Here is a 24,983-nt window from a genome sequence, read left to right as displayed (position 1 = left end):
GGGTCCCGAAACGCGGCCCCTCGACCACGACCAGGGTGCCGCCGTCCACCGGCTCCCAGTCGCGGCCCGGGGGGGGGGGGGGGGGGGGGGGGGGGGGGGGGGGGGGGGGGGGGGGGGGGGGGGGGGGGGGGAGGAAAGGGGGGGGGGGGGGGGGGGGGGGGGGGGGGGGGGAGGCGCCTTGCCTTGCCACGGGCTGTTTGGTTTTTTCTCCCCCCCCCCCCCTCCCGCTCCCCCCCCCCCCCCCCCCCCCCCCCCCTCGACGCGTTCCGTAATCAGAGGTGCAGATGACCGCAGACACACCGCTCGACCGAATCGACGACGACGACTACCCCGCGTACACCATGGGGCGGGCGGCGGAGATGCTCGGCACCACGCCCGCCTTCCTGCGGGCGCTCGGTGAGGCCCGGCTGATCACGCCCCTGCGCTCCGAGGGCGGCCACCGCCGCTACTCCCGCTACCAGCTGCGTATCGCCGCCCGGGCCCGCGAGATGGTCGACCAGGGCACCTCCATCGAGGCCGCGTGCCGCATCATCATCCTGGAGGACCAGCTCGAAGAGGCCAAGCGCATCAACGACGAACTGCGACGCGGTGGCGTCGGGTCCGGTCACCAGGCGGGCGCCTGACTTGTACGTGGACGCCAGGCCGGGGAGACGGGTGCCGGCGGTGACCGCAGACCGGGACGGTCCCGGGGGGATCCCCCTGGGGGAGCGCCGGCCGGACGGGCGGGCGCATAGAATCCGGTCTCATGCCGAAGCCTGACGAGCTGATCGTTGACATTGTCGCCCTTGTGGAGTCCGGGCAGAGCAGTCAGATGTCCCTGACCGTGGTCACCGGTGGTGCTGTCATCACCGGTCGCCTGGCTCCCGAAGCCGTGTGGAGGCAGCGGGTGGCGGAGGTGCTGACGGACTCCGCCAGCCTGGGCGAGTTCGCCGCCGTCTTCGACACCTCCGTGAAGAGGGCCGGACCACCCACGCACCTGCACTTCCACGTCGCCCGGATCCTGCAGGGCACGGTGGGAATCCCGGAGACGGGCGGAATGTACCGCGTCGCGATCGAGGACGTCAGCGCCTGGACCGTGGGTGACTTCAGCTACTCCGACCACTGACCCACCGCTGACCGGCTCGTGCGAAGGGGACCGGGGCCGGGGCCGACGGCGGTGAGGCGGCTCAGCGGGAGAGCGCGAGGACGCCCAGGGCGTTGCCGTGTTCGTCGACCACGGGCAGCGCCCCGAGCCGGCGGTGCCGCATCGCGTGCTCGGCCTCGGCCAGCGTGGTCAGCGGCGAGGCGAAGGGCCCGCCGCCGTCGGCGATGTCGCGCAGACGGACCCGGTCCGTGTATCCGGCGCCGTCCCGCACGGCGGCGAGCCGGGCCCGGGTGACCAGACCGGAGTACCGGCCGTCCTCGTCGCAGACGACGAGGTGACCCGTGCGGGCGGCGGCCATGACGGACAGCGCCACCTCGACGGTCATGTCGTCCCAGACCTGGGGCCCGGCGGCGTCCATGGCATCGGCGACCGTCCTGTGCGAGGGGCGGGTGCTCGCTGAGCGGGGATGCGTCTGGACCAGCGTCATGAGGTGCCTCCTGCGGAGATGGGTGAGCTTCCTGATCAGGACGGTTACCGGTTGCCGTTCCTCCTGGTGGCGACGCCGCCGGCGCCGTCGTTCGAGGCGCGGGCGGAACGGCCGTTCGCGGAACATTCCTCGATACGGCACGTAGCAAGGAATTCCGCGGCAGGAGCGGCATGGAGAACGAGAACGGGGAAATGCAGGGAACAGGCCGAACGGAATGCGAAGCGACCGTGCGCTGCGGCTCAGGTCGAGACGGAATGCATCGGCGGGGAATCCCCGAACGGAAATCCGTGCCGCACTCCTGAAAATTCCCACCAGCCGTGAGAATTCCCCGCAGTCGTCCCGTCGTCATGACGCAGTCGTCCCGCAGTCTCCCGCAGCTGCGAACACCGCGGGAAACCGGACGCAGCTGGGGCCCGCACCCCGAAGGATGCGGGCCCCAGCTGCGAAGTGCGGGTCTGAGTCAGGCGAGGACGATGTTCTCGGCCGTCGGACCCTTCTGGCCCTGAGCGATGTCGAAGCTCACCTTCTGACCTTCGAGCAGCTCACGGAAGCCCTGGGCGGCGATGTTCGAGTAGTGGGCGAACACGTCGGCGCCGCCACCGTCCTGCTCGATGAAGCCGAATCCCTTTTCAGCGTTGAACCACTTCACGGTGCCAGTAGCCATGTCTTGTCTCCTTCGGGGCAGTGATCGGCATCCGCACTGCACGGACGCCGCGTCGCCGCGATGATCACCCCGCCCGGAAAGACCGGCGCCAAAAGCACTTCCAGTGACACAGAGGCCGTCTGGGAAGAACATGGAATGTGGGAACCACAACTGCAACTTGTATCGACAGTAGCACGTCATGGCGGCCTGTGTGCGGTGACTAATTCCGCTCTGTTCGGGGCTGCAAGGAAACTGTCCGCACGTTCCGTCAAACCCTCCCCTCACGGGTACAGATATGATGCGGTCCAGACCCTGCTGGTTCCGTGAATCCCCGTGCTTCCCCTGCTTCCCCGCGCTTCCCCGTACGAGAAATGCGCACTGTTCCTTTTCAGCGGTGTGCCTCACTCCGCGTTGCCACCCGTGACACGGGACGAAGAGGCGACCGGCGCGGCCGATCGGATCGGGCACAGGATGTCGGGTCGGGGGAAGGGACTCCTCCCTAGCGTGGTGAGCACGAAGAGGAAGGAGACCGGGAGTGCTGGAGCGCCTCAACCAGACCCTGGAGTACATCGAGCACCGCCTCGACCAGCAGGTCGACGTGACCGAGGCGGCGCGCATCGCGGCCACCTCGGAATACCACCTGCGCCGGATGTTCTCCGCGCTTGCGGGCATGCCGCTGTCGGAGTACGTACGGCGTCGTCGGCTCACCGTCGCGGGTGCCGAGGTGCTCGCGGGGCGTGAGTCCCTGCTGGAGGTCGCGGTGCGCTACGGATACGGCTCGGGCGAGGCGTTCGCCCGGGCGTTCCGTGCCATGCACGGCATCGGCCCCGGAGAGGCCCGGCGCACCGGCGCCGCGCTCGTCTCCCAACCCCGGTTGGCCTTCCGCCTCACCGTCGAAGGGAACAGCAGCATGCGCTACCGCGTAGTGGACAGGCCGGACTTCAGCGTCGTCGGCCTCAAGGCCCGGGTTCCACTGGTGCACACGGGACCGAACCGGGCGATCGTCGACTTCGTCCGCGGGATCAGCCCGCAGACGCTGGAAGACCTGGAGGAACTCTCGGACCAGGAGCCGCAGGGCATCGTCGCGGCCTGCGACGACCTCGACCCGAGCCGCGCCGAAGGCACCGAACTCGACTACTACCACGGGGTGATCACGTCAGCGGCCGCCCCGGAGGGCACCACGGCGCTGTCCGTCCCGGCCGGCACCTGGGCGGTCTTCACCACCTCCGGGCCGGCGCCGCAGGCCATCCAGGAACTGTGGCGGGACGTGTTCACCCAGTGGTTCCCGTCCAACCCGTACCGCAGCCGCCCCGGCCCCGAGATCCTGCGCACCCGCCTGTCCCCGGACGGCGCCGAAGCCGACGCCGAGCTGTGGCTCCCGGTGGAGCGGGACCAGGGGTGAACACGGCGACGCCCCTATCGGGGTGAGCCCGTGACCGAGGGCTCCGGGCGGCCGGAGAAGACTGCCCGAAGCACCCGGCGAGGGCCGGCCCGGGAGGAGACCCTCCCGGGCCGGCCCTCGCGAACTCGTGAGCACCGCTCGACCCACGCGGACGAGAACGCATCACCTCGCGTGGCGGACCCGGAGGACTCGGGCGGCGCCTTGGCCTGTGCCTCTATCCTGCGGTTATGTCGGAGCAGACGGCCGTGCGACGGACCATCGAAGCCCTGTTCACCTCACCGCGCTCATTGTCCGAGGCGGCGGTCGCGCTGCCGAGGAGCACGGGGCTGTACGCCTGGTGGGCGCCGCCGCGTGTCCTCCCGTCGTTCTCCGGGCCGGTGAACTCCGCGGACCCCGAGCGTCGGCTGCTGTACCTCGGCAAGGCCACTCGGCTGCGGAGCCGTATCACGTCGAACCACCTGAGGCGTTCCGGTAGTTCGACGCTGCGACGGACGCTCGCGGGGCTGCTCATGCCCACCGAGGGCTATCGGACGGTGTGGACGGACCGGGTGGTCCTCGTCCCGGAGGACGAGGAGCGTCTCACCGAGTGGATGCGCGAGCACCTTGCCGTCACGTGGGTCGAGCACCCTGATCCACTGTCGGTCGAGGGGGAGTTGATCTCCGAGCTGGGGCCGCCGCTCAACGTCGACGGTGCGGGGGAGGGCGCCGCGCTCGACGCGGTGAGGGAGGCGCGGGCTCGGTACTACGCGAGTGCCGGGCCCCGGCCGGCCGCGTAGGTACGCGTCCCCGTATGCGTCGTCCCTGTATGCGTCGTCACGTCGTCCATGGAGCTACTGCCGGCCTTCGGCCTCTGGTCTCGGCGTCCCGTAGACGTATGCGAGGGCGGTGTCCAGGAGGTGGCGCAGTTGGGCCGGTGTCGGGGCGACGGCGGTGGCGAGGAGGGCCTGGGGGTCGGCGAGGGGGGTCAGTACCGCGTGTCCCTCTGCCGGGTCGTCGCCGATGACGTGCGGTTCCCGGGACGTGTCCAGCTTCGGGTCGACCAGGAGGAGCTGTCCGGTGGCGTGGTGGCTTCCGAGGACGGCGGGGCCGTCCCATGCCGGTGCCGGGCCGCCGTAGGCGGTGTGCTGGTCGAGCAGCGGTCGTCCGCCGCGGCGGACGGTCAGGCGGGTGGTGAGGTGGCCCGGCGGTTCGCCCGAGCGGCCCAGGAGCTGTTCTTCTCGCATGAGCAGGTGGGAGGTGGCGGCGAGGTCGACGGCGAACGTCTGGTGCAGGGTGCTGTCCCGGGTACTGATCAGGGGCTCGGGCAGCCAGTGCAGGGTCGCGTGGTCGCCCACCCTGAACCGCAGGTCGTAGGTGGCCGGGGCGGTGGTGGGACCGCGCAGGGCGATGGTCGCGGCTGCGCCGGTCACCTCCAGCCGGGCGCGTGTCCCGGCGGTGATGTCGAGGGCGAGCCGGTCTCCGCCGAGCGGCGCGCTCATCGCGCCGAGTACGCAGACGCGCGCCTGGTCTCCGCGGGCCCGTAGTCGGCGCAGGTGGAAGGGGCCGTCGTTGTGCAGGAGGGGGACCGTGGTGGTGCGGCCGTTGTGGGCGGCCCGGATTCGGGCGGTGGCGGCGACTCCGGACGGGTGCGCCGGGGCGGGTCCGGCGAAGCGCCGGCGGTGTGGCGCACCGTCGGATTCGAGGGGTTCGCCGGCCGGCGCCGGGACCACGGTCGCCGTCCGCACGGTGGTGGCGCTCACCGGGTGGCTCCGGCGGCGTGCCAGGCGGCGAGGCAGCCGGTGACCCAGTCGGCGACCGGTCGGACGCCGTCGGTGCCGGTGAGGCTGGTGAAGGCGTACGGCAGGTCCTTGCGCTGCTTGCGGGTGTCGGCCCTCATGGTGTCCAGGTCGACGCCGACGTAGGGGGCGAGATCGGTCTTGTTGACGACGAGGAGGTCGGCGGTGGTGATGCCGGGGCCGCCCTTGCGGGGGATGTCGTCGCCGCTGGCCACGTCGATGACGAAGACCTGGGTGTCGACGAGTCCGCGGGAGAAGGTGGCGGTGAGGTTGTCCCCGCCGGACTCGATGAGGATCAGGTCGAGCGGGTGCAGGGTCTGCTCGAGGTGCTCGACCGCTTCCAGGTTGGCGGAGATGTCGTCGCGGATGGCGGTGTGCGGGCAGGCTCCCGTCTCCACGGCGGTGATCCGCTCGGGCGGCAGTACGGCCTCGCGGCGGAGAAAGGCGGCGTCCTCCTGCGTGTAGATGTCGTTGGTGACCACGGCGATGGAGAGCCGGTCGCGCAGGGTGCGGCACAGTGCGGCCACGGTCGCGGTCTTGCCCGAGCCGACGGGCCCGCCGAAGCCGATGCGCAGGGCGCGGCGGCTGCCGTCGGCGAGCAGCGGTTCGGCGCCGCTGTGGGTGTGGCGGTGCGGCATGGTCACGGGGTGGTCGAGATGCACAGGATGCTCCAGGCGAGGGTCAGGGCGGGGCAGGGGCCGGTCAGGGCCGGTCGGGTGGGTCAGGCCGGTCAGGAGGCGAAGAGCCGGACGGTCCAGGCGGCGTGCTGTTCACCGGTGATGTCCAGCAGGGGAGCCGAGGCGGCGGGCAGGGCGGCCACCCCCTCCGTCGCCGTCCGCCGCGCCGCGTCGGTCGCGGCCTCGGCGACGGAGTCGAGTTCGTCGGCGAGCCGTGCCAGTACGCCGGTGGCGTCGAACGGGTCGAGGCTCAGCAGACGCACCGCGGCGGTCGCCGGACCGCCCACGCTCTCGTAGGCGGCGGCCTGGGCGGCGTCGAGTGGAGTGAGCCGGGCGGCGCGGGCGGTGACACCGAGCACGACCGGCTGGTGGGCGCCCTGGGGCCGGTGCCGGGCGAGGTGGTCCAGGTCGGCGCTGGGCCAGGTGGCCCGGGCCGCGCGCATCAGTTGACGGCCCAGGCGGCGTGCGGTGCGGCGCAACGCCGGTACGGGGGTGCGGGTGTCGGCGGCTTCGTCCAGGGCGAGGGCGTCGTAGCCGTCGGCGGCGGCCGCGGCGAGGCCGGCCGCGACCAGTCCGGCGGTGTGCAGCCGGCCCCGGCAGAACGCCTCCAGGCTCGCGGTGTCGTGGACCCGGCCGGAGGCGACGGCGGCCTCCATCCCGCCGGAATGGGCGTGCCCGCCGGCGGGGAAGCGGCCGTCGGCCAGGACGAGCAGGGCAGTGCGGCTCATGGGGCGGCGGGACCGCCTTTCGTGAGGAGGTGCCGGGTCGGCCGCGCGGGCGCGCGCCACGGCCCGGCCGAGACGGTCAGAACAGGAAGTACCGCTGCGCCAGGGGCAGCTCGGTGGCGTAGTTCCGTCCGACTTCCTGCCCGTCGACCGTGGTGCGGACGTCGGAGGTGGTGGCGCCGCCGATGGTGACGTCGAAGGTGTCGGGGTCGATGTCGATCTTCGGAACGCCGTTGTTGTGGACCATGTCGGCCTTGGTGACCCCCCGCGTGGAGCAGATCGCGCGCAGGGGCTTGAGCAGCCCGGTCCGGGAGAGTTCGCCGTCGAGGGCGGCCTCGGCCACGAAGTTGAAGGAGTTCGACGCCGGGGCGCGGCCCTGGAAGCCCCAGACGGGGCGCGGGAGGTAGGGCTGGGGGGTGGGGATGGAGGCGTTGGCGTCGCCGATCTGGGCGTAGGAGATCTGGCCGCCCTTGATGACCATGTGCGGCTTGACGCCGAAGAACTTCGGCTCCCACAGCACCAGGTCGGCGAGTTTGCCGGTCTCGACGGAGCCGACCTCGTGGTCGATGCCGTGGGCGATGGCCGGGTTGATCGTGTACTTGGCGACGTAGCGGCGGGCACGGAAGTTGTCCGCGTGCGCGTCGTCCTCGCGCAGGTGGCCGTAGCGGGACTTCATGACGTGCGCGGTCTGCCAGGTCCGCATGATCATTTCGCCGATGCGGCCCATGGCCTGGGCGTCGGAGGACATCATCGAGATGGCGCCCATGTCGTGCAGCAGGTCCTCGGCGGCCATGGTGGACGGCCGGATCCGGGAGTCGGCGAACGCCATGTCCGCCTCGACCTCCGGATTGAGGTGATGGCACACGATCATCATGTCGACGTGTTCCTTGACGGTGTTGACAGTGAAGGGCCGGGTCGGGTTCGTCGACGCGGGCAGCACGTTGGGCTTGCCGGCGAGGCTGATCATGTCGGGGGCGTGGCCACCGCCGGCGCCCTCGATGTGGAAGATGTGCAGGCTGCGGTACTTGGCCTTCTTGGCCTTGCGGTCCTCCTTGGTCGCGGCGAAGGTGCTCTGCACGAAGCCGGCCTCGTTCAACGAGTCGGCGTGCAGTGCGACCTGGACACCGGTCTCCTCGCACACGGTCAGCGCGGCGTCGATCACCGCCGGGGTGGCGCCCCAGTCCTCGTGGATCTTCAAGCCGAGGGCGCCGGCCGCGACCTGGTCGTGCAGCGCCTTCTTCGAGACGGTGCTGCCCTTGGCCAGCAGGCCGATGTTCACCGGGAAGGAGTCCAGCGCCTCGAAGGTCCGCTGGATGTGCCACTTGCCCGGCGTCACGGTGGTGGCCGTGCTGCCCTCGGCCGGGCCGGTTCCGCCACCGATCAGCGTCGTCACGCCCGACGCCACCGCCTCGTGGATCTGCTCCGGGCAGAGGAAGTGCACGTGGGTGTCGACGCCGCCAGCGGTCAGGATGCGTCCCTTGCCGGAGATCACCTCCGTCTCGGGACCCACGACGAAGTCCGAGGCACGCGGATCGTCATTGGGGCGGGGCGTCATGGTCTCCGGGTTGTACGCCTTGCCGATGGCCCGGATACGGCCGTCACGCAGCCCGACATCGGCCTTGACCACCCCCCAGTGGTCCAGGATCAGCGCACCGGTGATCACGGTGTCCACCGGCTCGCGGGGGTCGTCACGCGGGATGTGCGACTGGCCCATCGACTCACGGATCACCTTGCCACCGCCGAAGACCATCTCGTCGCCGCTGCGCCCCGGGCCACCGCACCAGTCCGCGTCGATGCGCAGGACGAGATTGGTGTCGGCGAGCCGGACCCGGTCGCCGGCGGTCGGACCGTACAGGTCGGCGTAGCGGGAACGCAGCAGCGGATCCCAGGCCTTGTCCTTCTCAGCCTTGCTCGGCATCGAGGTGCTTCTCCTCTTCGCTCTTGTCGGCCTGGAGCCCGTGGACGATCCGCTCGCCGGCGATCGGCACCAGCATCACGGTGCGCTTGTCACCGGGCTCGAACCGTTCGGAGGTGCCGGACGGGATGTGCAGCCGCATTCCGTGGGCCGCCTCACGGCGGAACTTGAGTCCCTCGTTGGCCTCGGCGAAGTGGAAGTGGGAACCCACCTGGACCGGGCGGTCCTTGGGATTGCGCACGACCAGCGGCACGGGCGTCGCCCCGTCGTTGAAGGCCACCCGGTGTTCGTCCTCGTCCGGCAGCAGTTCCGGCTTGCCGGGATGGACGTCCACCTTGGTGGACGCCTCGTCGAACGGATCGCTGATGGTCACCAGCTTCGTGCCGTCCGGGAACGTCGCCTCGACCTGGACGTTGTCGACCATCTCCGGCACGCCGTCCATCACCTCGCTGCGCTGCAGCACATGGCGCCCGGACTCCATCACCGCGTCGACCGTCGCCCCGGCCCGCGCCTCCTCGAAGACATGCGCCGTCAACAACGCCATGACCTCGGGATAGTTCAACAGCAGACCGCGCTCACGCCGCCGCTGGGCGACATCGGCCGCCACGTGGATCAACAGACGCTCCTGCTCATGCGGAGTCAGGTGCATGCGGCTCCCCCTCTCCTGTTCCGTCACTTCACCCGTGCGGCAAGCATCACGAAGCGGAAGGCAGATACCGAAGTTGCCGCCCGTCGTACCTGTCGCAGACCGATCCTGAGAGAGGGGAGAACCCAGGGGCGGCGAAACGGGCCGGTCGGCCCTGATGGAGTGAACCGGGGGCGTAGGGCGCATGTGGGGCGCGATGCCCGCGTGCAGGGTGGAGAGACTCCGGCGGCTTCCGTGAGTACGACTCCCTGGGGGAACCGCACCGCGCCTCGCGTCGCTCCGCCATCGCCGCGCTGCCAGGTGTACTGGGTCTCGCGGTCACCGCGCAGGCGGTGTTCACCGCGCTGCTCGTACTCGGTGCGTACCTCGCCCTCGGCGGGGGCATCGGCGCGGCCGAGGTGCTCGCGGTCCTGGTGCTCACCGCCCGCAGCGCCGACCCGCTGCTGTCCCTCGCCGAAATGATGTGGTGGCATCCGCGCCGCCCGCGCCGAACTCACCCGCCTCGACGACGTCCTCCACACCGAGCCGCTGCCGGAGCCTCACGCGCCGCGCGAACCGGCCGGTGACGACATCGTGTTCGACGCGGTCACGCTCGATCTGGCACGAATCTGGCACGGTGGCGGACTGTCGTTGAGCGTCAGTGTGCCCTGAGATGATGCGCCGCCGGTACTAGGCTGCGTCCCAGCCGAAGCGCCCCTCCAGACCATCAGGGCTGAGGTAGGCAAACCCGGCGCCGTGTCCGAAGTTGAGGAAGTACGGCCCGGTGTCGCCGGTGCAGACCAAGGCGAAGAAGAACCGCCACGGTGCCTCGACGCCGGCCCACATCCGGTAGTCCGCTCTTCCTCCGATGTAGTTGTCCACATCGAAGCACCCATCCTTCTCCAGGTACCGCTCCTGCTCCTCCGGGACCGGCCGCATTTCGATCCGGAACTCCACCGGTACCTGCTCGTCCTCGGCGTCGAACGCGAAGAGTGATCGCCCCCTGGTCCCGGCTGGTCCGACGGCGGCGAACCCGGGTATCCGCCCGCCGGGCTGGATGAGCAGCACGGACTCTCCGTCCTCAGGGTCCATGCCGCCGGTCTCGTAGTCCTCGTACGACAGGAACAGGTACGCCATGCGGAGCTCGTCGTCGGGCTCGACGGGGACCGGGATCTGCCCGATGAAGTCGAGCGGCTCACCTGTGCGGGGGTTCAGGGGCCAGCAGGGCTCCTCCAGCCATACGGGGTCGCCACCCAGCTTGGCGACGGGCTCGGTGACGGCCTCGTCGACCGGGTGCATGCACATCTCCACGCGAGGGAGGTACCCCGCGTCGTAAGGGCCGGCGGCCCCCTCAACTGGCTGCGGAAACATGTTCGGACTGTAGACGCCAGCGCTGACAGCTTCGGTAGCCGCAGTTAGCGCTCGTTGCTTTCCGAAGACGTTTCCGGATCTTGCGCTCCGCCCTATCCCGCCAGCTACCCAATCCCGGAGCCTGAGCGCCCCCGCCGGAGGCATCGCCTTGAGCCGCACCCGCGTCCGTCCTCGGCCGCATCGTGGGTTCGTCACCCATCACCCCGAGCTGTCAGGCGTGCGGCCGACGGCCGGGCTGGAGCGGGGCGGAGACAGAAGCGCAGGCCCGGGCGACGGGCCGCGCGCGCCGCGCCGTGCGCGGCGGGTGCCTTGATGGCTGAATCACGGCAGACGTGCATTTTCACGATCTTCGGCACACGGGCAACACGCTCGCCGCGTCCGGCGCGAGTCTTCGTGAGCTCATGACCAGGATGGGTCACAGCACACCCCGCGCCGCCCTGATCTATCAGCACATGGTCAATGGTCAATGGCCGTGACCGTGAGATCGCCGGCCGGCTCGGCTCGATGATCCGCGAGACACGGGGTGATGTGGACTCTTAGCGGACTTTCTGGCATGTGGGTGGCACGGCCGTGATCAAGGCTAAGGGCCAGTTCGAGGGGATCAAGCCTCTGAACTGGCCCTTAGTGCTGTGCCCCCGGCAGGATTCGAACCTGCGACACCCGCTTTAGGAGTTTTCCCTGGGTGCGTCTTTGACCTGCGGAAATGCTGGCTCCTGGCGTTCTGGCCAGGGAAGCATGCCTCCGTAGTTCTCACGCCTTCGCGTGGCTTCCCGTGCTGATGTGTGCTGAATCTGGGCTGCAGCCCGTGGTGCCAGAGTGGGCCGTAGCGTCATCCCTGTCGTCGTGCGTGCCGGTTCGACCGGCGGTGCACGGTGAAGGCGCAGGCGAGGATGCCGAGGGCCCAGGCGATCAGCAGGGCGCCCCACAGAGGCATGGTCACCATGGGGATGAGGAGGCGAATCTCGACACTCGAACGGTTCTCGAAGATGAAGATGAGAGCGATTGCGGTGATCAGGGTGAAGGGTATGAGGCGGCGGACAGTGGGGCGAGAAAGGAACGACTTGTGCGCTTTGTCTTTAGTTGCCTGAGTCATGGGTGTATCTCCATCTCATTGCCCCCGACCGGTCGGCGCAGTGCCAGGCGGGCGACGCGCGGCCAGTCGGCCGTCGGTGCAGGGGACCTCGATCTACCGGGCCGGTGGCGCGGCACGCGGACGCGTAGGGCTCCGGGTGCACTGCGGCACACCACGGGACAGGGCAGGTCGACGTACTCCCCGTCGATGCCGGCCGGCACGGTGGCGGTACCGGCCTCGACGAGGACTTCGTCGGCGGTGAGCTGGACGAGGCCCCCGGAGCGCGGTCGGCTCGCCAGGCGTACCGCTTCGGCGGTGCTGGCGACCCGGACGCACGCCACACCCAGGAGTCCCGTGTCCAGCCGTCCCCGGCGCCCCGGGTGCGACACGTCGACGGCCCGGCCGTAGGGGTTGTTGCTGACGAGCAGGGCCTGCAGGCCGGCTATGTGCCGTCCGTTGGCCGTCATGCGCAAGGCGGGGGCGCTGTCGCCGGTGAGCAGTCCGGGGAGGGTCTGCAGGACCGTGCGGGCTTTCGCGTCGCGGTAGGCGGGGTCGCTGACGACGGTCGCGTACGTGCCGAACGAGGCGTTGTTGACGAAGACGCGGTGCGCGGCGTACGCCAGGTCGACGCGGAGTTCCACACCATTCGTCAGGGCTTCCAGCGCCGCCACCGGATCGTCGCGGTCGAGGCCGAGGTCGAGGGCGAAGTGGTTGCGGGTTCCGGCCGGGATCACGGCGAACGGCACGTCATAGTGGGCGGCGACATCGGCGACCAGCGCCTGGGTGCCGTCGCCACCCGCCACCCCCAGCAGGTCCGCTCCGTCGGCGACGGCCTGCCGGGCCAGCGCCGTGACATCCTGGCCTGGGTCGAGCACGTGCACACGGCAACCCGCGGCCCGTGCCTCGTCCACCAGGTGGAACCGGTCCACCTTACCGCCGCCGGATCGGCGGTTCAGTAGCACCCAGGGGTGGCGGGGCGCTCCGGCGACCTCTTCATGGGGGTGGTGAGCAGGGGCCAGGGCCCAGCGTGCCGCTACGACGGCCAGTACCAAAAGGCCCGACGACAGCAGGGCGGGACCCAGCAGGCCGGCCGCGGCGTAGAGCGCGAGGACGGTGAGCGGCGTGGCCACCGACAGTGCTGTTCCGATGATGCGGGCGACACCGGTACGGGCCAGGGCCCACCACACGCCGACGGCCGCGAGCGCGAGCCCTGCGATGCCGATCGAAGCCCACAGCACGCTGCGGAGTCCGGCGGCGACAAGCGGCACCAGGATGCAGGCCGACAGAGCCAGCAGGGCGGCGCGGGCGAGAGCGGTGCCGCCCTCGCCCCCGGGCGGTACGCCCCTTACGCACCGCCTGCTCGTGTCCGCGCCTCGTGCACCCACGTGTTGCTCTTTCGCTTCGTCACACGTCTAGTCAGGGCTGCGTTCCCCGGACAGGTCGTAGAGGTTGCCGCCGGGCTTGATCACGCTGAGGGCCCAGATGATGAAGCCCGACATGGTGATCATCACGACGGACCACAGCGGGTAGTACGGCATGGAGAGGAAGTTGGCGAGGATCACGAGTGCGGCGATGACCACGCCGGACACGCGCGCCCACGTCGCGATCTTGAGCAGCCCGGCGCTGATGATCACGGCGAGTATGCCCAGGACGAGGTGGATCCAGCCCCAGCTGGTGAGGTCGAACTGGAAGATGTAGTCGGGTGTGGTGACGAAGACGTCGTCCTCGGCGATGGCCATGATGCCCCGGAGGATGTCGAGAAGGCCGACGAGCAGGAGCATGACGGCGGCGAAGACGGTCAGGCCGGTCGCCCACGCCTGCCTCGACGAGTGCGTCGGCCGGGTGTGTGTGGCGGTCATCGTGCGCCTCGATTCGTGGCGTGCGGATGGTCAGCGGGTGGAAGAGCTGGATGCGGTGGGGGCCTGGCCCGCGTGGTCGGCCGGGCTGTGGCCGCTCAGGACCAGTTCCTTCGCCCTGCGGAACTCCTCGTCCGTGATGGCACCCTGATCGCGGATCTCGGAGAGCCGGGCCAGTTCGTCGACGCTGGAGCGCTGTCCATCGCTCGCGGTCTTCCTGATGTAGGCGTTGAACTCCTCTTGGCGCGCGCGGGCGTGTTCCGTCTCCCGGCGGCCCATGTTCTTCCCGCGTGCGATGACGTAGACGAATACGCCGAGGAAGGGCAGGAGGAGGCAGAACACCAGCCAGCCGGCCTTGGCCCAGCCACTCAGCCGGTCGTCGCGGAAGATGTCGCCGATGATCCGGAAGAGCAGGACGAACCACATGATCCACAGGAAGACCAGAAGCATCGTCCAGAACATGTTGAGCAAGGGGTAGTCGTACGCCAGGTAGGTCTGCGCGTTCATGTCCGTCCTCCGTCCCGGGCGGGCCGTCGTTGCGTACCGACCTCAGGGTGGTCATGGAGCTCGGCGCCCGGCATCACCCGGTACGGGTGAGCTGGCCGCAGGTCCCGCGGCTGCCGCCAGGACCGCCATGACGATCAGGGCGGCTGAGGTGATCCCGAGGACGAGCGCCACCGTGGTGACCGTGGGGTGGTTCCAGAACAACAACGTCAACGCTCCCGCCGCGATGACGGCGCCGGTGGCCCACGTCCGGTGCTTCGCCAGCAGGCGTCCCGTGGACCCGGTGTCCACACCACTTCGGTGCAGGGCCCGGCCGGCGGCGGCCGTGGCACGTACGGCCGTCCCTCGGGCGGCACCGGCAGCGCGCCCGGGCCCGTACAGGTATGCGGCCAGCGCGGTGACCACCGCGACGACCAGCAGCGTGCGGGCGCTGTCGTGCAGGAACCGGACGAACGTGTCGTAGACGGCCGCCGCCGCGTCGGGCGGCAGCGCTGCGGGCGGTACCGAGTTCAGGTAGGCCCCGCGCACTACCGCCAGGGCCACGAGCAGCAGCGCCATCATCGTCCCGACACCGGTCGCGGTGGCCATCAGCATCACACGGTGAGCGGGTGCGGTCCACACGGCGAGCGCGGCCAGGACAGTGGTCAGTACGGGCAGCCAGACGCCGACGACGTTCAGCAGCCGCATCAAGTCCTGCGCCTTGCCCAGCTGCTCCGACTCGAACAGCGTGACCGTCCGGTCGCTGTCCGGGATCGCGGCGGCGGCCTTGTCGAAGCCCGCGTCGGCCAGCCGCGCCTGTACTTGATCGACGACCTCACCCACGTCCAGCAGGACGGCGCCCTCCCCGGTGCTCAGAGCACCCCGCCCTTCTCCGGTGAGCATGTTCACCACCGCGGCGTGCGACCGCTGGTTGGCACCCTCCCACGCCCGCTGGAAGACATCGCCGGTGACCACGCCGCTGACGGTGTGCTCGGCGGCGGACAGTACGGCGTCGCCCAGTGGGGCTTCCAGGGACTCGGCGCCGTCCACGATGCGGAGCGGTGCCCCGGCCTCCCGGAGCGTGGCAGCGAGCGAGTCGGTCACCGCCTTCACGTCCACCTGTGCCACCACCCGGTCGGTGAGCCGGTCGGTCAAGGCGTCCTGCACGGCCGGTGCGGACGCCAGCGGCGCCACGGTCGCCACGTACCGGTCGGTGTCGGAGACGGTGTCCTGCACCCAGGCCGCGACCACGGCCAAGGGGGCGAGCAACAGAGTCAGCAGGAGAAGGACCGAGGAGCCGGCGACGCGGGCTCGCCGGTGACGTACCGACGCCTGCTGGCGCAGAAGCTCGTACTCCGCCCGCTCACCGGCCGACAGGGCGGGGGAGCGGTCGCCAGGCGGGCCGGAGTCGGGCGATCCGGCCGGGGTGGACGGGGCCATCGATGTTCCTTCCACCGGCCCGTGGTCAGGTCATGGCAGCGGGCGTTCCTGCCTTCGGCGGGCGTGCCCCGCGCAGCGCGGACCGCCACCCCAGGGCGGCCACCGCCTCGGCCAGCCCCAGCAGGACCAGCCACAGGCCGAGAAGCCGGGTCAGGGCACGGGCCGACTCCGCGGGCAGCGCGAGGACGACGATCCCGGCGACGACCGCCAGTACCGCCATCCCCATGACCAGGCCGCGGTGCGGCAGGTTCTGGGTGACCAGGGCGGTGTAGAGGGTGAGGATGCCGGACACCAGCCAGACCATGCCGACGATCAGTGACAGCGCGGCGATGGTCTGCAGCGGGTTGCGCAGACACAGCACCCCGGCCAGCAGGTACAGCACGGTCAGCAGAAGCCCGGGCAGCCGCTCGTGTCCCTCCCGCGCGAAGACGGCTACGAACCGGAACACACCGGTCAGCAGCAGGTACAGGCCGACGAGGACGGCCAGGACGTGCAGGGTCGCCTCCGGCCAGACCAGGACCAGGACGCCGGGGACCAGCGTGGCGACGGCCGATCCCATGAGCCAGGTCCAGGACCGGCCGAGCCGGGTGAGGACGTGCGCAGGGTCGTCCATGGCTCCGGGGACCGCCCCGCCGGACCCGCCACCCCGGCCCGGGGGTCCCTCATCTCGGGGCACGGTCATGGCGCCTCCTCGTGGACCGGCCGGTCGCCGCCGGGCCGCCCGGTGGGGACAGCCCGTGAGCACTGCAGGACTGATAGGTGTCCGTTTCAGGGTCGGGGCCGGCACCGAGGGCCGGGATCACCCGTCAGGGGTGATCCCCGCCTGACGGCGGGGCAGTGAGGTGGGATTCGGGAACACCTGTCCACCGGGCCCGGACGAGACGAAGAGACGTGAAATGAGCGATACCACCTCAGGCGGCGGCAAGGGCCGCACCTCGTCAGGACCGCCCCCACGGGGCGGGCACCGTTCTCGCCGAGCCGCCGGGGCGATCACGGTTGTGCGCGCTGTGTCCGTCACCGTCGGGCTCGTCACCGCCTACTACCTGCTGCCCCTGGACGAGCGGCTCACGGCCGGTACAGCGGTGCTGCTGGTGTGCGGCCTGCTCGCGGTCCTCCTGGTGTTCTGCTGGGAAGTGCGGGCCATCGCACGTTCCTCTCATCCACGTCTGCGAGCCATCGAGGGCCTGGCCGCGACCCTGGTGCTCTTCCTGGTCCTCTTCGCCGGCTCCTACTACCTGCTGGAGCGCTCCGCGCCCGGCTCGTTCAGCGAGCCGCTGAACAGGACGGACGCGCTGTACTTCACCCTGACCACCTTCGCCACCGTCGGCTTCGGCGACATCACGGCACGCTCCCAGACCGGGCGAGTGCTCACGATGGCCCAGATGACGGGAGGGCTGCTGCTGGTCGGTGTCGCCGCCCGGATCCTGGCAAGCGCGGTGCAGGCAGGACTGAACCGCCAGCGCCGAGGGACAACGACTCCGCCGCGTTCCGCAGCCGGGTCCGTGGAAGAACCGGAGGCCGGACCATGACGATACCCAGCGCCTTCACCGCCTCCCTGCCACCCGCCGAGCGAGCCGCGTACGGCAGGAAGGCCCGTAAGCGGGCCTCGCGTTCGTGTCACGGCTGGTACGAGACAGGACAAAGACGAGGCGATCCGGTCGACCTGCTGGAGCGCCAGTCCGGCGAGCGCGTCCCGGCGCTGGTGCCCATCCGCTACGGCCGTATGCTGGAGTCGCCGTTCCGCTTCTACCGCGGCGCGGCAGCGATCATGGCGGCGGACCTGGCGCCCCTGCCCAGCAGCGGACTCCAGGTGCAACTGTGCGGGGACGCACACCCGTTGAACTTCCGGCTTCTGGCTTCACCGGAGCGCCGCCTGGTCTTCGACATCAACGACTTCGACGAGACGCTGCCAGGCCCCTTCGAATGGGATGTCAAACGTCTTGCGGCCGGGCTCGTGATCGCGGCCCGGTCGAACGGCTTCTCGCCCAAGGAACAGGACCGCACCGTACGAGCCTGCGTGCGGGCCTACCGGCAGCGCATGCGGGAATTCGCCGGCATGCCGACCCTGGACATCTGGTATGCCCAGGACGACGCCGACCACGTACGGCAGCTGCTTGCGACGGAGGGCGCGGGGGAAGCGGAGCATCGGCTCAGGAAAGCGGCTGTGAAGGCCCGCACACGCACCCACATGAGAGCGTTCGCGGCACTCACCCGCGTCACGGCCGAAGGCCGGCGCATCACCCCCGACCCGCCGCTGATCACCCCGCTCGCCGATCTGCTCACCGACCCGGCCGAGGCCGGACGGGAGGAGGAACTGCGGTCCGTCGTGAAGGGCTACGCACGGTCACTGCCGCCCGAGCGCCGGCACCTGCTGCGCCACTACCGGCTCGTGGACATGGCCCGCAAAGTGGTCGGCGTCGGCAGCGTCGGCACCCGCTGCTGGGTACTGCTCCTGCTCGGCAGGGACGACGACGACCCCCTGCTGCTCCAGGCCAAGGAAGCCTCGGAATCGGTGCTGGCTGCCCACACGGGCGGCGAACGCCACGCGAACCAGGGCCGCCGGGTCGTGACCGGCCAACGTCTGATCCAGACCACCAGCGACATCTTCCTCGGCTGGACGCACGTCACCGGCCTAGACGGGAAGGGCCGGGACTTCTACGTACGCCAACTGTGGGACTGGAAGGGCATCGCGCGACCGGAGACCATGGGACCCGAACTGCTCTCCCGCTTCGCCCGGCTGTGTGGAGCCTGCCTGGCCAGAGCCCATGCCCGCTCCGGCGACCCCATCGCGCTCGCGGCGTACCTGGGTGGCAGCGACCGCTTCGACCGCGCGCTCACCGAGTTCGCCCACGCCTACGCCGACCAGAACGAACGCGACCATGAAGCCCTGACGGCGGCCTGCCGCTCCGGCCGGATCACGGCCGCCCGGGTGTGAGGCCGGCCGTGGAACTGCGAGCGGGCCCACGCACGCCGTCCGTGGGCGTCATTCCGGGAGTTGCCGCATCTCCATGACGCGCAGTCCAAGTGACTGGCAGCGGGTGAGCAGCCCGTACAGGTGGGCCTCGTCGATCACCGTGCCGAACAGGACGGTCTGGCCGGACATGACGACGTGCTCCAGCTCCGGGAACGCGTTGGCCAGCGTCTCCGACAGGTGTCCCTCGATGCGGATCTCGTAGCGCACGAGCGGTCCCTCCACCGGACGGGGCTCGGGACACCGTCCGGGGCTCCGGGGCGGACGGTGTTCTGTGCGACGATCCTGCGCCTTCTCGCCCTCCGGCGCCCTCACCCGGTACAGGTGACTCCGGCGCAGGACCCGTGCCTTTCAGTGCGTCACTGCGATCTTGACGGCGACGATCGCCAGACCGAGCAGTACGTTGACCGTCGCGGTGATGGCCATCAGCCGCCACGGGGCGCCCGCGCGGTGTGCCGCGGCGACGGACCAGCCCACCTGCCCGGTGACGGCGACGGACAGCGCCAGCCACAGGGTGCCCTGGACGTCCAGCCCCAGCACGGGGCTGACGGCGATCGCCGCGGCCGGAGGCACTGCGGCCTTCACGATGGGCCACTCCTCGCGGCACACCCGCAGGATCACCCGCCGGTCCGGAGTGCGCCGCGCCAGACGCGCACCGAACAGTTCGGCGTGGACGTGGGCGACCCAGAACACCAGGCTGGTGAGCAACAGCAGCAGAACCAGTTCGGCGCGGGGGAACGAGCCCAGGGTGCCGGCGCCGATCACGACGGAGGCCGCGAGCATGGAGCCGTAGACACCGCCGGTGTAGTCAGCGTGGGCCCGGTGCGCGGCCCGCCGCTCCCGCCGGTCCGTGGACCGCCCTGTCCCTGTCTCGCCCGCGGTCACCTGTGTCTCCTTCGAGCTCAGCCTGTCGGCCCGGACGGCCCGGTTGTCCGGCTCCCGGCACCCGGTTCGTGTTCGGACGGGCGGCCTGCCCGGGCGGTCGGAAGACGTGAGGTGACCAGGAAGCTCGCGAGCGCGACGCCGCCCGTGGCCAGGATCGCCGCCTTCAACCCGTCCAGCTGGGCGGAGGCGTAGGAGTCCGTCACGGCGTCGACCTCGGACGGCGGCAGCCCGGCTTCCTCGGCCGCGGAACGCACCTGCTCGGTCGGGACGAAGGTGATGCCGGCTTCCAGACGGACCCCGACCTCGTCCCGGGCGGCCGGGGACAGCCGGGGGTCGTCCGCGACCTGGGTGGTGAAGGCGCCTGCCAGCGCGCCGACCAGTATCGAGCCGATGAGCGCGGTGCCCAGCGACGAGCCCAGATTCTGGGCCGTGAACTGCAGCCCTCCAGCCTCGCTGCGCTCGTCCTCACCGACACCGGACTGCACGACGTTGCCGAGCTGCGAGGCGAGCAGACCGACGCCCACCCCGAGCACGGCCATCGCCCCAGCGAACTGGGCGTCGTCGATGACCGGGTCGATCGTGGCGAGCAGCCACACGACGGCCGCCGCCAGAATCGCCAGGGCCAGCCGCACCACCCGGCGCGGTCCCATCCTGTGCCCCAGCGCGGACCCGCACAGGGAGGTCACCAGCATGGTGGCCGACACCGGCAGCAGGCGCAGCCCAGTCTGGAAGGCGTTGAAGCCCTGCACCACCTGGAGGTAGAGCGGGATGGCGAAGAACAGGCCGAGGAGGATGAGGTTCTGGCTGAGCAGGGTCGTCAGGCCGGCCCGCAGTACGGGCCTGCCCAGCAGGGACAGGTGTACCAGAGGGTCGGTGCCCCGGGCCTCTCGCCGCCGTTCCCAGAATCGGAACAGGGCCAGCACGGCGATTCCGGCACCGATGACGAACAGGGTGGGGGAGAAGCCCAGGACGGTGAAAGGTGGGTTGCGGGGGTCGACCCAGCCCCAGGTGCTGCTTTGCAGCACCCCGAGTACGCCCAGTCCCAGCCCGACGGCGGAGAGCGCCGCGCCGACCCCGTCCAGCCGGGGGCGCTTCGCGGCCGGTATGGGCGTCGCGATCACCCGCCGGCACAGCAGCACGGCCACCACGACGAGTACCTCACCGGCGAAGACCAGCCGCCAGGTGAGGTAGGTCGTCATCCAGCCGCCCAGCAGTGGGCCGACTGCGATCCCGGCGCCGGCGAGCCCTCCGACGACCGCGTAGGCGATGGCGCGGTCCCGTCCGCGGTACGAGTCCGCGACCAGGGCGGCCATGGCCGGCAGCACCATAGCCGCCCCGAGCCCCTCGATGACGGACCAGCCCAGCGTGAGCACCCACAGGCTGGGTGCCGCGGCGGTCACGGCCGACCCGACCCCGTAGACGGCCAGTCCCGTCAGGAACATGCGCCGCCGTCCCAGGATGTCCCCGAAGCGGCCGCCGATGAGCATGAAAGCGGCCATGACCAGCGCGTACAGGGTGATGACGGCCTGGATGGCGGTGACCTCCGTGTCGAAGTCCTCGACCAACTGGCTGATCGACACGTTCATCACGGACGTGTCCAGAACCATCAGGAACTGGGCCGTACCGAGGACTGCCAGGGCCCGCCAGTGCTTCACGTCGTCTCACCTCGCCGGGTCGACCGGTGCGCTGCGGCACGTTCCTCCCATCCCACCTCTGCGGCGGCGCCGCGTGCCTCACCCCTCGCGGGGGAGGTCACAGGAGGCCGAGGTCGCGCGCCCGGCGTACGGCGTCGCCGCGCCGGTTCACCGCCAGCTTCCGGTAGGCGCTCTTGAGATGGGTCTTCACCGTGTTGACCGACACGTAGAGGTCGGCGGCGATCTCCTCCGCGGACATCATGCGGGCCAGCCGTTGCAGCACGTCACGTTCGCGTCCGCTCAGTTCCACCGGCACCAGGAGCGCGGGGTCGGCTACGGGCTGCACCGGCTCGCCGTGCGTTTGTCGTCGGCCGGACGGGAGCCAGCCCTCGGCGAGCTCGTGCAGCGGGGCTGCGGCCAACAGCGGCTCGATCCAGCCTCCTGCCTGGAGGAAAGGACGCCGCAGTCGCTCGCGCCGTGCGTCGAGAAGTGCACGTGCGACGAGCCGGCGGGCGGTGACCGTGTCTCCCGACTCCTGCGCTACCCGGGCCCGCACCAGCGCCGCCCCCACGCTCACCGCGGGGCCGGTGCGTCCCTCGGAGCGAACGGCGTCGAGCAGTTCTGCCGCCGCGCGGGGACGCCCCGCGGCGACCTGGATCCCCGCCGCTTCGACGGCGCACACCGGTTGGTCACCACCGACGCCTTGGAGAAGGCGCACGGCTTCGTCCGGCCGCCCGTCGGTGAGGCAGGCGGCAGAGCGGACGACTGCCGCCTGACTCTCCGCCCAGGGGGACGCCACCGCCGTGGACACGGTCGGCTCCGCAGCCTCGGCGGCGGCGTCCGTTTCACCGTCGTCGAGCAGAAGGCGTGAGACGGTCATGGCCCGACCCGCCGTCGGTACCGGGTCGTGCTCCCGCGCCGGAAGCCGTGCCGTCTCGTCGAGCAGGACCCGGGCCAGGCCCAGTTCCTGTCGGTCCACGGCCACCGCGGCCAGGACCAGCCGGCCCAGGCCCGCACCGGGGGGCCGGGGCAGCCCCGCCCGCTCCGCCTCGGCCACCGCGGCCAGAGCCCTGCGTTCCGCCCGGCCGAGCCAACCGTTCAGATAGTCGAGCAGGGCCAGGTGCCCCATCGACTCCACTCGGGGCAGGACGGTGGCGGATCCGCCCGGGGCACCGGCCGCACGGCGCAGCACGGCGCGTGCGTCGTCGAAGCGTCCTTCCCACACGCGGGCCGAACCCACGTGTGTCATCAGCAGGGCGGTCAGTTCCGGATGCTCGTCCAGCAGGTGGTCAGGCAGGTCCCGGCGCAGTTCCTCGGCCGTCGCGGCGGCCTGCTCGGCCCGCGGAGGGCAGCCGGTGAGCCGGGCTGCGAGTGCCTCGAGCAGGGTGCAGCTCAGCCGGGCTGCCACCGGGCCGGGAGAGTCATCGGTCTCGGAGAGCTGTTCCCGGGCCCGCCGCAGCCGGTCCAGACCGTGGTCGAGGTCGCGTCGGGCAAGTGCGCCGGCCGCCCGCACGAGGTCGCTCGCCGGGCTCCCCGCTTCGGGCCCCATGCCGGCGAAGAGCTGGGCCAGAGCGTCCGAGCGCAGGCCGGTGAAGAGCTGCCCGATCGCGAGGTCGTCGACGAGCGCGCCGGCGGCCAGGTCGAAGTCGCCGCCCGCGGCCCCGTGGGCGAGCGTCTCCGGGAGGAAGCCGGAACGGCGCAGCCATCGCGCGGCTCGCAGGTGCAGCTCCGCTTCCGCACCGGGCAGGCGTTCACGCAGGTGAGCCCGGAGGATCTCTCGGAACAGCGGGTGCAGTCGGTACCAGGAGTGCCCCAGCCGCTCGATGAACGCGTTCTCCCGGTGCAGCCCGGCGAGGAGGCGTTCGGCGTCGGCCCGCAGCGTCAGGGCGTCGGCCAGGTCCGGGCAGAACCGGTCCAGGACGCTCACCCGCAACAGCAGGTCCTGAGTCTCCTCCGTCCTCCCCTTGAGGACCTCCGCCAGCAGGAAGTCCGCGACCGTGCTGTGGTCCGCCTCGAACTCCTTCAGATACCGCTCGGGGTCGGTGCTCTCCCGGGCCGCGAGGGCGGACAGCCGCAGCCCGGCGGCCCAGCCCCGGGTGCGGTCCACCAGGGCGGACGCGGCGGGCTCGGGAAGGTGCAGCCCGTGCAGTCGCAGCAGCGCACCGGCCTCCTCCGGGGTGAAGGACAACTCGGCGCCGCGGATCTCGGTCAGCTCGTCGGCGGCGCGGAAGCGGTGCAGCGGGAGCAGTGGCTCGGTGCGGGTGACAAGCACGAGGCGCAGTCCCTGCCCGGAGTGGCGAAGGACGAACTCCAGCTGTTCCGCGACATCAGGGACGGCCATCCGGTCGTACTCGTCCAGCACGAGGACCACGGGGCCGTCACGGGCGTTCAGTTCGGCGGCGAGTGATGCCAGCAGACCGCGTCCCACGCCACTCGAGTCCGCCGGCGCCCCGGCAGCGTCAGCTGCCCGCGCCCCGCACACGCGCAGGGACTCGAAGACGTAGGCCCAGAAGACCCCGGGCCGATGGTCTCCGGCCTCTACGGTCAGCCAGGCGACCGGCAGCCGCAGCCCCGCGGCCCAGTCGGCCGTCAGGAGCGTCTTGCCGGCGCCGGCCGACCCGTTGACCAGCGTCAGCGGTGTGCTCAGGGCCTGATCCAGATGCGAGACGAGCCGCTGCCGCCGCAAGAAGGTGGCAGGCCGAGAGGGAAGCGCGAACCGTGTGCGCAGGTACGGATCACCTGACGGGTCGGTGCCCGCGTCGGTCGGTGCCCTAGCCCTGCCGTAGGGCGTGCTCACACTCCTCACCCCCGCGCGCCTGTCCCTTCGGGGTACTCGGGCCTGAAGCGGTGGAGCACGCCCCCGCCCGGCTGGACGACGCCGTAGCTGCTCTCGGGCACTTCGTTCCACGCCCCCGGCAGGTCACCCAGGGGCTCCGACACGACGAGACGGGTCTCGTCGGACAGCTCCCGCAGGAACGACACGTCCGGGTGGAGCGCGCGCAGGGCGTCCACCTTCGTGCTGACGTACAACGATCGCGAACGGCCTTCACTGGAATAACGGAAGGCCCACACGCGCTCGCCGTCGGTCACCGCGACGGTCATCTGCAGGGGGTGACGGGTGCCGTGCGACTGAGCGGTCGTCTCGACAAAACCCGCCATCCGCGCCACCGCACCGGGCGGGTCCTCGGGCAGACCGAAGGTCAGGGCGAGGAAGAACATCACCTCGGAGTCAGTGGAGCCCTCGATGTCGGCGTACAAGGCCGGATCGACGGCCAGGGCAAGATCACGTCGGACCCGGCGGAACTCACTGATCATCCCGTTGTGCATCCACATCCACCGACCGCTCCGGAAGGGATGGCAGTTGCTCTGCTGCACCGCCGACCCCGTCGATGCCCTGATGTGCCCGAAGAACAGCCCCGAGCGCGTGTGGTGGGCGACTTCCTGCAGGTTGCGGTCGTTCCAGGCCGGGCCCACGTCCCGCAGGACCGCCGGATCGGCCATTTCCGTGTCCTGCGGGTACCAGCCGATACCGAAGCCGTCTCCGTTGGTCGTCTCTACACCCATACGAGAGTGCAGGCTCTGGTCGATCAGGGAGTGCTCCGGCTGGAACAGAACCTGGCTGAGGAGGACGGGTGTACCCGAGTAGGCGATCCAGCGGCACATCGTGACGCTCCTTCCGGCGGCTGCGGAGGTGCCACCACGGAGACCAGCCACGCCATACCCCGCAGTCCTGGCGCACGGCAAGCGTCATCCCGCAGCTGCTACCAGTATCGCTCTCGGTAGCCATCAGGGCATGTGGACGGGCAGTCCTGCCCAGGACCCTTCAACAGAACAGATAGAGACGTCGGCTACCGATGTGCCCTCGACGCACGTCAACCGGAAGCCACGTTCAGGGCCGTTCCCCAGGCGACACGCTTGACGCTCCGCCTCATGCGCCC

The 24,983-nt window shown here is 70.8% G+C and carries 25 protein-coding genes and 1 pseudogene; 7 read left to right on the top strand and 19 right to left on the bottom strand.

Annotation, left to right across the window (positions count from 1 at the left end):
- The first annotated feature begins 284 nt into the window (after window positions 1-284).
- A complete protein-coding gene (locus tag ACZ7G3_RS17430) occupies window positions 285-623 on the top strand; it encodes a MerR family transcriptional regulator (protein ID WP_426596708.1) in 339 nt (112 codons plus the stop codon).
- Window positions 624-745: 122 nt separating this feature from the next.
- Entirely contained in the window at window positions 746-1,105 is a 360-nt protein-coding gene (locus tag ACZ7G3_RS17425; protein ID WP_426520353.1) for a hypothetical protein, read from the top strand.
- 61 nt (window positions 1,106-1,166) lie between these two features.
- Here ACZ7G3_RS17425 and ACZ7G3_RS17420 read toward each other — a convergent pair whose 3' ends face one another.
- Both ACZ7G3_RS17420 and ACZ7G3_RS17415 read right to left on the bottom strand, forming a co-directional pair.
- Window positions 1,167-1,571: a CBS domain-containing protein gene (locus tag ACZ7G3_RS17420; protein WP_470926448.1), complete on the bottom strand. Its 405-nt coding sequence runs from the start codon at window positions 1,569-1,571 to the stop codon at window positions 1,167-1,169.
- A gap of 460 nt (window positions 1,572-2,031) precedes the next feature.
- Entirely contained in the window at window positions 2,032-2,235 is a 204-nt protein-coding gene (locus ACZ7G3_RS17415; RefSeq protein WP_030039020.1) for a cold-shock protein, read from the bottom strand.
- Between the two features lie 514 nt (window positions 2,236-2,749).
- On the opposite strand from ACZ7G3_RS17415, the gene ACZ7G3_RS17410 reads away from it, so the two are divergent.
- A complete protein-coding gene (locus tag ACZ7G3_RS17410) occupies window positions 2,750-3,616 on the top strand; it encodes an AraC family transcriptional regulator (RefSeq protein WP_470926446.1) in 867 nt (288 codons plus the stop codon).
- Window positions 3,617-3,843: 227 nt separating this feature from the next.
- A complete protein-coding gene (locus ACZ7G3_RS17405) occupies window positions 3,844-4,392 on the top strand; it encodes a GIY-YIG nuclease family protein (RefSeq protein ID WP_470926444.1) in 549 nt (182 codons plus the stop codon).
- Window positions 4,393-4,446: 54 nt separating this feature from the next.
- Here the strand turns inward: ACZ7G3_RS17405 and ACZ7G3_RS17400 are convergent, their stop codons facing one another.
- From ACZ7G3_RS17400 to ACZ7G3_RS17375, 6 genes are all read right to left on the bottom strand, one after another.
- Window positions 4,447-5,355 carry an urease accessory protein UreD gene (locus tag ACZ7G3_RS17400; protein ID WP_470926442.1) on the bottom strand — a complete coding sequence of 303 codons (909 nt, stop codon included), beginning with the start codon at window positions 5,353-5,355 and terminating at the stop codon, window positions 4,447-4,449.
- Window positions 5,352-6,053, bottom strand: coding sequence for an urease accessory protein UreG (gene ureG / locus ACZ7G3_RS17395; protein WP_470926440.1), 702 nt, complete (start codon window positions 6,051-6,053; stop codon window positions 5,352-5,354). The genes ACZ7G3_RS17400 and ureG overlap by 4 nt, the downstream gene beginning before the upstream one ends.
- Before the next feature lie 68 nt (window positions 6,054-6,121).
- The gene (locus ACZ7G3_RS17390; RefSeq protein ID WP_426596702.1) at window positions 6,122-6,796 is read right to left on the bottom strand and encodes an urease accessory protein UreF; all 675 of its coding nucleotides are present in this window, start codon (window positions 6,794-6,796) and stop codon (window positions 6,122-6,124) included.
- Between the two features lie 76 nt (window positions 6,797-6,872).
- Window positions 6,873-8,711 carry an urease subunit alpha gene (locus ACZ7G3_RS17385; protein ID WP_470926438.1) on the bottom strand — a complete coding sequence of 613 codons (1,839 nt, stop codon included), beginning with the start codon at window positions 8,709-8,711 and terminating at the stop codon, window positions 6,873-6,875.
- A complete protein-coding gene (locus ACZ7G3_RS17380) occupies window positions 8,695-9,357 on the bottom strand; it encodes an urease subunit gamma (RefSeq protein ID WP_426596700.1) in 663 nt (220 codons plus the stop codon). Before ACZ7G3_RS17380 ends, ACZ7G3_RS17385 begins: the two co-directional genes overlap by 17 nt.
- Window positions 9,358-10,023: 666 nt before the next feature.
- Window positions 10,024-10,632: a hypothetical protein gene (locus ACZ7G3_RS17375; protein WP_470926436.1), complete on the bottom strand. Its 609-nt coding sequence runs from the start codon at window positions 10,630-10,632 to the stop codon at window positions 10,024-10,026.
- 392 nt (window positions 10,633-11,024) lie between these two features.
- Here ACZ7G3_RS17375 and ACZ7G3_RS17370 point away from each other — a divergent pair.
- Window positions 11,025-11,244 (top strand): annotated as a pseudogene (locus tag ACZ7G3_RS17370) (tyrosine-type recombinase/integrase); the annotation flags it as partial.
- 289 nt (window positions 11,245-11,533) lie between these two features.
- On the opposite strand, the gene ACZ7G3_RS17365 reads toward ACZ7G3_RS17370, so the two are convergent.
- From ACZ7G3_RS17365 to ACZ7G3_RS17340, 6 genes are read right to left on the bottom strand one after another with little or no spacing between them, the layout of a single operon-like run.
- Window positions 11,534-11,797 carry a LapA family protein gene (locus tag ACZ7G3_RS17365; protein ID WP_046248989.1) on the bottom strand — a complete coding sequence of 88 codons (264 nt, stop codon included), beginning with the start codon at window positions 11,795-11,797 and terminating at the stop codon, window positions 11,534-11,536.
- Window positions 11,794-13,161 (bottom strand): diacylglycerol/lipid kinase family protein, encoded by a 1,368-nt coding sequence (locus tag ACZ7G3_RS17360; protein WP_470926434.1) that lies wholly within the window; start codon window positions 13,159-13,161, stop codon window positions 11,794-11,796. Before ACZ7G3_RS17360 ends, ACZ7G3_RS17365 begins: the two co-directional genes overlap by 4 nt.
- A gap of 27 nt (window positions 13,162-13,188) precedes the next feature.
- The gene (locus tag ACZ7G3_RS17355; RefSeq protein WP_046248988.1) at window positions 13,189-13,635 is read right to left on the bottom strand and encodes a DUF7144 family membrane protein; all 447 of its coding nucleotides are present in this window, start codon (window positions 13,633-13,635) and stop codon (window positions 13,189-13,191) included.
- Between the two features lie 30 nt (window positions 13,636-13,665).
- A complete protein-coding gene (locus ACZ7G3_RS17350; protein WP_046248987.1) occupies window positions 13,666-14,139 on the bottom strand; it encodes an SHOCT domain-containing protein in 474 nt (157 codons plus the stop codon).
- A gap of 51 nt (window positions 14,140-14,190) precedes the next feature.
- Window positions 14,191-15,555: a hypothetical protein gene (locus ACZ7G3_RS17345; protein WP_470926432.1), complete on the bottom strand. Its 1,365-nt coding sequence runs from the start codon at window positions 15,553-15,555 to the stop codon at window positions 14,191-14,193.
- A 25-nt stretch (window positions 15,556-15,580) separates the two neighbouring features.
- Complete coding sequence (locus ACZ7G3_RS17340) at window positions 15,581-16,237, bottom strand: HdeD family acid-resistance protein (protein WP_470926430.1); 657 nt, start codon at window positions 16,235-16,237, stop codon at window positions 15,581-15,583.
- Window positions 16,238-16,451: 214 nt separating this feature from the next.
- On the opposite strand from ACZ7G3_RS17340, the gene ACZ7G3_RS17335 reads away from it, so the two are divergent.
- The gene (locus tag ACZ7G3_RS17335; RefSeq protein ID WP_470926428.1) at window positions 16,452-17,084 is read left to right on the top strand and encodes a potassium channel family protein; all 633 of its coding nucleotides are present in this window, start codon (window positions 16,452-16,454) and stop codon (window positions 17,082-17,084) included.
- Window positions 17,081-18,490 carry a DUF2252 domain-containing protein gene (locus tag ACZ7G3_RS17330; RefSeq protein ID WP_470926426.1) on the top strand — a complete coding sequence of 470 codons (1,410 nt, stop codon included), beginning with the start codon at window positions 17,081-17,083 and terminating at the stop codon, window positions 18,488-18,490. The genes ACZ7G3_RS17335 and ACZ7G3_RS17330 overlap by 4 nt, the downstream gene beginning before the upstream one ends.
- Window positions 18,491-18,538: 48 nt before the next feature.
- Here the strand turns inward: ACZ7G3_RS17330 and ACZ7G3_RS17325 are convergent, their stop codons facing one another.
- The 5 genes from ACZ7G3_RS17325 to ACZ7G3_RS17305 all read right to left on the bottom strand — a co-directional run bounded on the left by ACZ7G3_RS17325 (window position 18,539) and on the right by ACZ7G3_RS17305 (window position 24,708).
- Window positions 18,539-18,736: a hypothetical protein gene (locus ACZ7G3_RS17325; protein ID WP_003972591.1), complete on the bottom strand. Its 198-nt coding sequence runs from the start codon at window positions 18,734-18,736 to the stop codon at window positions 18,539-18,541.
- Window positions 18,737-18,877: 141 nt separating this feature from the next.
- A complete protein-coding gene (locus tag ACZ7G3_RS17320) occupies window positions 18,878-19,411 on the bottom strand; it encodes a hypothetical protein (RefSeq protein ID WP_046248984.1) in 534 nt (177 codons plus the stop codon).
- Between the two features lie 17 nt (window positions 19,412-19,428).
- A complete protein-coding gene (locus ACZ7G3_RS17315) occupies window positions 19,429-21,066 on the bottom strand; it encodes an MFS transporter (protein WP_470926423.1) in 1,638 nt (545 codons plus the stop codon).
- 97 nt (window positions 21,067-21,163) lie between these two features.
- A complete protein-coding gene (locus ACZ7G3_RS17310; RefSeq protein WP_467251928.1) occupies window positions 21,164-23,842 on the bottom strand; it encodes a winged helix-turn-helix domain-containing protein in 2,679 nt (892 codons plus the stop codon).
- A 5-nt stretch (window positions 23,843-23,847) separates the two neighbouring features.
- Window positions 23,848-24,708 (bottom strand): class II glutamine amidotransferase, encoded by an 861-nt coding sequence (locus tag ACZ7G3_RS17305; protein WP_142194785.1) that lies wholly within the window; start codon window positions 24,706-24,708, stop codon window positions 23,848-23,850.
- Window positions 24,709-24,983 lie beyond the last annotated feature (275 nt).

This window comes from Streptomyces sp. NPDC037271 (assembly GCF_055603605.1).
Note: the sequence above shows the minus strand (reverse complement) of the source record. Positions and strands in the feature narration are given on the sequence as shown.